8 protein-coding genes and 1 pseudogene are annotated in these 6,731 nt (G+C 64.6%); 6 read left to right on the top strand and 3 right to left on the bottom strand.

The window, feature by feature from the left end:
- Window positions 1–24 precede the first annotated feature (24 nt).
- Window positions 25–177 (bottom strand): hypothetical protein, encoded by a 153-nt coding sequence (locus tag ACAM49_RS37760; RefSeq protein ID WP_369640326.1) that lies wholly within the window; start codon window positions 175–177, stop codon window positions 25–27.
- 61 nt (window positions 178–238) lie between these two features.
- Window positions 239–712, bottom strand: coding sequence for a LapA family protein (locus tag ACAM49_RS37755; protein ID WP_369640325.1), 474 nt, complete (start codon window positions 710–712; stop codon window positions 239–241).
- A 211-nt stretch (window positions 713–923) separates the two neighbouring features.
- Here ACAM49_RS37755 and ligD point away from each other — a divergent pair, with 211 nt between their 5' ends.
- The 3 genes from ligD to ACAM49_RS37740 all read left to right on the top strand — a co-directional run bounded on the left by ligD (window position 924) and on the right by ACAM49_RS37740 (window position 3,933).
- Window positions 924–1,862 (top strand): non-homologous end-joining DNA ligase, encoded by a 939-nt coding sequence (gene ligD / locus ACAM49_RS37750; protein WP_369640327.1) that lies wholly within the window; start codon window positions 924–926, stop codon window positions 1,860–1,862.
- A 71-nt stretch (window positions 1,863–1,933) separates the two neighbouring features.
- Window positions 1,934–2,347 (top strand): pyridoxamine 5'-phosphate oxidase family protein, encoded by a 414-nt coding sequence (locus ACAM49_RS37745; RefSeq protein WP_369640324.1) that lies wholly within the window; start codon window positions 1,934–1,936, stop codon window positions 2,345–2,347.
- 182 nt (window positions 2,348–2,529) lie between these two features.
- Complete coding sequence (locus tag ACAM49_RS37740; protein WP_369640323.1) at window positions 2,530–3,933, top strand: amino acid permease; 1,404 nt, start codon at window positions 2,530–2,532, stop codon at window positions 3,931–3,933.
- A gap of 65 nt (window positions 3,934–3,998) precedes the next feature.
- Here ACAM49_RS37740 and ACAM49_RS37735 read toward each other — a convergent pair whose 3' ends face one another.
- On the bottom strand, window positions 3,999–4,634 hold the full coding sequence (locus ACAM49_RS37735; protein WP_369640322.1) for a hypothetical protein: 636 nt from the start codon (window positions 4,632–4,634) through the stop codon (window positions 3,999–4,001).
- A gap of 385 nt (window positions 4,635–5,019) precedes the next feature.
- On the opposite strand from ACAM49_RS37735, the gene ACAM49_RS37730 reads away from it, so the two are divergent.
- From ACAM49_RS37730 to ACAM49_RS37720, 3 genes and pseudogenes are all read left to right on the top strand, one after another.
- On the top strand, window positions 5,020–5,940 hold the full coding sequence (locus ACAM49_RS37730; RefSeq protein WP_369640321.1) for a helix-turn-helix domain-containing protein: 921 nt from the start codon (window positions 5,020–5,022) through the stop codon (window positions 5,938–5,940).
- The gene (locus tag ACAM49_RS37725; protein WP_369640320.1) at window positions 5,937–6,329 is read left to right on the top strand and encodes a hypothetical protein; all 393 of its coding nucleotides are present in this window, start codon (window positions 5,937–5,939) and stop codon (window positions 6,327–6,329) included. Before ACAM49_RS37730 ends, ACAM49_RS37725 begins: the two co-directional genes overlap by 4 nt.
- A gap of 185 nt (window positions 6,330–6,514) precedes the next feature.
- A pseudogene (locus ACAM49_RS37720) lies at window positions 6,515–6,731 on the top strand (LytR family transcriptional regulator); the annotation flags it as partial.

Genomic DNA, 6,731 nt, shown 5'->3' with positions numbered 1-6,731 from the left:
GTCGGTATCGGGGTGGGGCAGCGGTCAGTAGCGGGGATGGGCGAGGTAGCGGGCGGGTGCGCCCAGCAGCCATTGGACCAGTGCCGCGGTGAGCGCGATGATGCCGAGCGAGGTGAGAGCCGGGGTGGCGATGAGCCAGCCCGCGTCGAGCAGCGCGAGGCCGAGCACGACGAGCATGCGGTGTCCTCTGGGGACCGGGGACCCGATTGCTCGGGGCCGGGTCCTATTTGGCGACGTCCTATTTGGCGACGGATTCGGTTTTGGCGGGTGTGGTGCCCGGGCCCTTGCGGAAGGGGTTGACCGACCAGGTCGGCCGCGCGAACAGGCGTTGCGGCGGCGTCTTGGTCATGGGAACCACCGGCTGCCGGGGCGAATCCACGCTACGCGCCGGTTGGGGTGCCGGTACGGGTTTCGCGAGTTCCTTTCGTGCCGCGGCCATTTCGCGCCGGGACTGGCGCAGCTCGCGCCGGGCCGTCACGCCGCGGCGGGAGGTGGTCCAGAGACCGGCCAGCAGCAGGATGAAGCCCGCCGTGCCGATCGCCCCGACCAATATCCCGTAGGCGAACAGTAATCCGGAGGAGCCCCCGTAGGTGTGATCGAAAACCGTGAAGCCACTGGGCACTGTGTGGCCGTCACCGCTGTTGGCCTGGATACCGGCCGCCCCCACGGTCACAGCACCCAGCAGAGCGATGAGCCCGATGATTGTCAGCATGTAGGGGGCATGCCCGCTGCTCCGCAGGTCAAACCCGCGGTCCGGCGGGTTGTGCGGTGAGTCGCACTCGATAACGACCCGGCGGCCTCCGGCGTGCCGCGATCGCGCTGTGGCAACTCGATAGCAAACTCCAGGGCATGTCTCTATTGCCCGATTGTCGGCGCGGATAGCGGCTTCGGTGGCCGCCTCCGTCCGTCGTGGCCCGTCGCCCATGCTGGCGACCGGGGGCGCGCCGCCGGACGGGCCGGGGTGGGCGGTGGAGATGAAGTGGGACGGGGTCCGGATCATCGCGGTGTGCGAGGGCGGGGGATGTTGGCTCTACAGCCGCAACGGCAATGCTGTGAGTGCGGCGTATCCGGAGATCGTGGCGGCATTGAAAGCGTTGTCCGGCACCGGATCTCTGATTCTAGATGGCGAAATCATCGCCCAGGATCGCGAGGGTGTGCCCTCGTTCGGATTGCTGCAGCGGCGGATGCATGTGGCGCGGCCGAGCGAGCAGCTGGTGGCCGAGGTGCCGGTGCAGTACTTCATCTTCGATGTGCTGCGCGTCGACGGCGTCGACGTCACGGGGGAGACGTATCTCGAGCGACGCGACCGACTCGCCGAATTGCGGCCGAGCACACCGGTTTCGGTGCCGCCGTACTGGACCGACGTGGATGCGGAGAAATTGCTGGAAGTCGCCCGCGAGCATCGGATCGAGGGCATCGTGTCGAAGCGAACCGATTCGGTGTATCTGCCCGGGCGGCGGACACCGGCCTGGATCAAGACGCCGCTGCGGCAGAACACCGAAGTGGTGGTGGCGGGGTGGACACCCGGGGCCGGGGGATTCGGGACGACATTCGGATCGCTGGTGATGGGCGCGCACGACGAGACGGGGCGGCTGGTCTACATCGGGAACGTGGGCACCGGCTTCACCCAGGCCGCCCGCCGGGTGCTGCGCGGCGCCCTGGACGAGATCACCGTCTCCGCAAGCCCTTTCGAGCAAACCCCGCCGGAAGCCGGTGCGGGCGGCTGGCACTGGGTGCGGCCGATCCTGGTCGGGGACGTCGAATACCGCGAATTCTCCGGCGAGCGGCTGCGCATGCCCAGCTGGAAGGGGTTGCGCACCGACAAGCCGCCGGCGCTGGTCGAGATGCCGCCGCTGCGCTGATGCTGGGAGTGAACCACCGGATGCGGCAAGGTAATTGGCGTAATTCGTGACGATCGACCACAATCGGAAGAATGGGCGGCGTTGGGGCACGAAAGCTGCGCGAGCTCTCGGCTGCCGATTCACTGAAACGGCTGGCGAGCGCGCAATACGGGCGAATTGTGTACTCGCGGCGAGGACTTCCGATCATCAGGCCGGTGAATCACATCGTCGAAGAAGACGCTGTGGTGGTGCGTGCGCACCTCGGCGCAAGCCTGTTGCGGGGTGACGGCCAGGTGGTGGCCTACGAGGCGGACTCCTTCGACGAGCACACCCGGCAGGGCTGGAGCGTGATCGTCACCGGGGTGGCGCGCGTGGTCATGGATCCCGAACAGGTGCAGCGTTACGAGACGCTGCTGGACCCGTGGATCAACCTGCCGATGGATCACGTCATCCGGATCGAGACCGAGGTCGTCACCGGGCTGGAACTGATCGATGAGGCGGGCTGAGGCCACCTTCCGGCAATCCGGCAGCGCGCCACCTGCCGCGGTGACTGTGACGTCGAATACCTCTCCGGTAGCGTGACACGCCGTTGGACCGAGCCCGGCAATCCGTCGGCTAGCTCGGCGCGACCGTGTTCCCGCGATCACGACTGGCGGGGGCGCGGTCGCACGCACGTGGAAGGACATGCATGACAGCCTCAGAAAGGCAGCTACCCGACACCGGTACCGCACCCGCTGCGGACGAGGGGTACTCGCGCGGCCTGTCGCCGCGCACCATTCAGATGATCGCCATCGGCGGTGCGATCGGCACCGGCCTGTTCTACGGCGCGGGCGGGGCCATCGAGAAGGCCGGCCCGGCGCTCATCCTCTGCTACCTGGCAGCTGGTCTGGCCATTTTCGTGATCATGCGCGCGCTGGGTGAGCTGCTCACCTATCGCCCGGTCACCGGCAGCTTCGCCGAATACGCGAACGAGTTCCTGGGCCGCTTCGCGGGCTTCGCCACCGGTTGGACGTACTGGGCGGTGTGGGTCGCGACCTGCATGGCCGAGATCACCGTCGCGGGCAAGTACGTGCAGTACTGGTTCGACATCCCGCAGTGGGTGACCGCGCTGGTGGTGCTCGGCATCATGTTCATCGCGAACCTGGTGTCGGTGCGGCTGTTCGGCGAGGGCGAATTCTGGTTCTCCGCCATCAAGGTGACCGCCATCCTCGCCATGATCGTGATCGGCGTCGGCGTGCTGGTCTTCCACTTCGGCCACGCCACCAACCCGACCGTCACCAACCTCTGGAACGACGGCGGAGTGTTCCCCAACGGGTTCGGGCAGGCGCTGCTGGCACTGCAGATCGTGGTGTTCGCCTATGTCGGTGTCGAATTGGTGGGCGTCACCGCCGGTGAGGCGCGCGACCCCAAGCGCACCCTGCGCAAGGCCATCAACACCCTGCCGTTCCGGATCGGCCTGTTCTACATCGGCGCGCTCATCGTCATCATGTCGGTGTCGAGCTGGCGCACCTTCCACGCGGGCCGCAGCCCGTTCGTCGAGGTCTTCCAGCAGATCGGCATCCCCGGCGCGGCGGGCATCATCAACTTCGTCCTGCTGACCGCGGCCCTGTCCTCCTGCAACTCCGGCATCTACTCCACCGGCCGCATGCTGCGCAGCCTCTCCCAGCGCGAAGAGGCCCCCGCCGCCCTGGGCTCCCTGAGCCCCCGCTCGGTCCCCGCCGTCGGCATCGCCGTATCCGCCGCCGTCATGGTCATCGGCGTAGCCGTCAACTACTTCTCCCCCGACAAGGCCTTCGGCTACATCACCTCGGTCTCCACCATGGGCATCATCTTCGTCTGGGGCATGATCCTGGTCTGCCACCTCCTCTACCGCCTCCGCGTCAAACAGGGCCTCCTCCCCACCAGCGACTACCGCCTCCCGGGAGCCCCTTTCACCACCGCCCTGGCCCTAGCCTTCCTGGCCCTCGTAGTAGTCCTCCTCTTCTTCACCGAAGACGGCCGCAGCGCCTTGGTCGTCGGCCTCGTCTGGGGCGTCCTGGTCTGCGTCGGCTACCCGCTCCTCTCCCGCAAACACTCGGAAACAACCGTCTGACAACCGATCTCGTCGCCGACTGATAACAAGACTGTGCCCGCCACCCTGAGGTGGCGGGCACAGTCTCATATCACCGCGATCGCACACAGCATCGTGATCACGATGCTCGCGACCACCAACGGCCACACCGCGACATAGCGACTCACCTTGTGCACGCCGGTTCTGATATTCGTCAGGCCCCAGATCTGCAGTTGATCTCGCCTTTGAATCCATCCGTTGGCGAACATCAAATCGTCCGAGAGCAACTCCATGGGCGTCACCGGAAGGAACCGGGCCTCCCACTTGCGCCCCTCGTCGTCGACGAACCGCAGCAGCAATCCCCACCGACTCTCCACCGGGGATAACCATCCGAAAATCCGTGCGACCCACTGATTCCGGCTGCGCGCCAGCCGAAGATCCATCCCGCCCACGAAGGTGATCGCCCCGAGGGTCGGCAGCACCGACACCGGCAGAAGTGGCTGCTCGGTCAGTACCACCAGCATCGTCAGGACGAACCAGAGCGGATTCAGCACACGCATCACGACCCGATCGGGTCGGCCGATGACTCTGCCTGTCACCGAGCCCCGGCGCGGCATGGTCAGCGGCCGTGCCGCGCGCTCGATCGGCGATGCGGGGATCGGGGGTGTGGGTGGTTCGGATTCGATACGATTGCCGCATTGCGGACAATACCGGACAGCGTCGTATGGCATGGCAGTCTTCATTCGTTGGCGCTGAATAGCGAAATCCGAATCATTAATGATTCGGATATTTTGGGCAAAATGAAATTTGGCCGGCGCGCGCCAAGCGATCCTCGCCCGCGGCGATGCCCAGAGGCCATGAATTTACAGCGAGGCACCCTCCTCCGCCCGACCAAGGTCGCCTCATATCAGGTCCGCCGTCGTGCTGACCCTGACACTATCGAGGGTGCGGGGCGGCGTCGTGGCTGTCAAGCGAACTGAAGTAACACTTGCGTTCGAATAAATGATCTTGAAGTTCTGCTTGACGTGACAGCGTCGACTCGCACCGATATGCTGCGTCCGGCCGCTGGCACGGAGTAGTTTGCTGCCAGGGGTTGAAAGGCATCGTGGAGGACTGGGAGAGGTAGTCATGCGCGAGGTCAAGTTTGCTGCGACGCTTAACCATCTCATCGGTGACGCTCGTGGTAGGCGGCAGCAGGTCAGTTCTGATCTTGGTATTTCCGCGGCCGCGCTGTCTCAGTATCTGAAGGGGCAGACGATGCCCACTGTCGACAGATTGGTCGCCATCGCCGAATTATTCGGTGTGTCGCTGGATTACCTCATCCTCGGCGAGGACAGCGTCGCGGGACCGAGCGGAACGCTGGATTACGGTCCCATCGCGCGCTACATGGAAGCCGGTCTCGCGTCCGCGCGGGCGGATGGCGCCGTGCATGCGGCTTTCGTGGCGAAGATCGGATCAATAATCGCTGACCGAATCGATGCGGCGGCGCAGAGCGCTACGAAGCGCCCGGCGACATTCTCCGGAATGCTCGACCAGCAGCAGGCTCTCCAATTGGAGAGATTCAGCAAAGAAAGCATAATCGCCGCAATGGACCTCGAGGAAGACCTCGTGACGGTCGAGGGTGAAGTCGAGCAGGGGGTGACGGCGGGTCGTTTCCTTGCGATTGTGGCCGAGAATCTGGCCAGGAAACGTAGTTACCATTTCGTCTTGTCGCCGGATATGCCGGATCGAGAAACATCTGTCGAGCAATTCAAGACATTGCTCGGTATGCAGCAACTGGATGAGCGCGATCTTGGCCGGTGTAAGTTCACGGTCGCTAGAAACAGCTTCTACGTGGGGTTTTGTCTGTTCAAACTAGATGTCAACAGTCTGCGTAAGAACGGACCTATTCTCTATCAATATGTCGAGCAATACATCGGCGACGACGGCTGGATCGGGTTCACGGAGCCGCCGACTTCGGAACATCTGAGAGTCTCTCTGATGAACGATCATCATCGAAAATTGGCCTCGCGAACGCTCGAGGCCTTGACGAAGGGAACCGGTGCATGACCGATACGGCCTGTGTTGGACAAACGAGCGGCGTGGTGGCTGCTCGGGTCTTGGAGGTGCGGCCGCATCCGAATGCGCACAGCATCAGATTGGCCGTTATCGACCTAGGCAATGGGATCAAGCGTCAGGTTGTTTACGGAGGCTTCCGGCTACTTCGCCCACTCGACATGGTTCCGGCTGCTCCGCCGGGCACCCGCCTGCCAGGCCGGAAGAAGATGCGGCGGCGAAACTACCGTGGTGAGTCCTCCTTCGGGATGTTGTGCAGCACGGACGAACTCGGGTGGACGCACGGAGGCGACGATGCGGTTCCGCTGCTCGATCCGGAGTTGGTGCCCGGGACATCGTTGGACTCTGTTGAGTGGGAGCGGTTGCTCATCGACGCGGACTAGTCTCGGTGGGCATGACGCACGCTCGTGATCGTCGGGGGAGACATTCGGGAGCGTTTGAGCCCGCGACGGTGCCGCTACCGGCGGCGCGAGGGTCCAGACCCCGCCCGTCCGGTGGGCGGCGGTCGAGGGATCGCAGGGGGCGATCGCATCGGGTGTTGGTGGCCGGGCGGGCGGCGGTGGCTGTGGTGGCGGTGGCTGTGGTGGCGGCTACGGGGATGGCTTGGCGGCAGTATCACCATGAGCTCAGTGGGCTGACGATTTCGGGGGTCAGTCCGGAGGGGCCGAAATCCAGCGGGAAGACACAGAATATTTTGATCATGGGGCTGGACAGCCGGCTGGATGAGCATGGGAATCCGCTGCCTCAGGAGATGTACGACGCGCTGCATGCGGGGGATGAGGGGG

Source organism: Nocardia sp. JMUB6875 (assembly GCF_041154655.1).
Classification (GTDB): domain Bacteria; phylum Actinomycetota; class Actinomycetes; order Mycobacteriales; family Mycobacteriaceae; genus Nocardia.
Note: the sequence above shows the minus strand (reverse complement) of the source record. Positions and strands in the feature narration are given on the sequence as shown.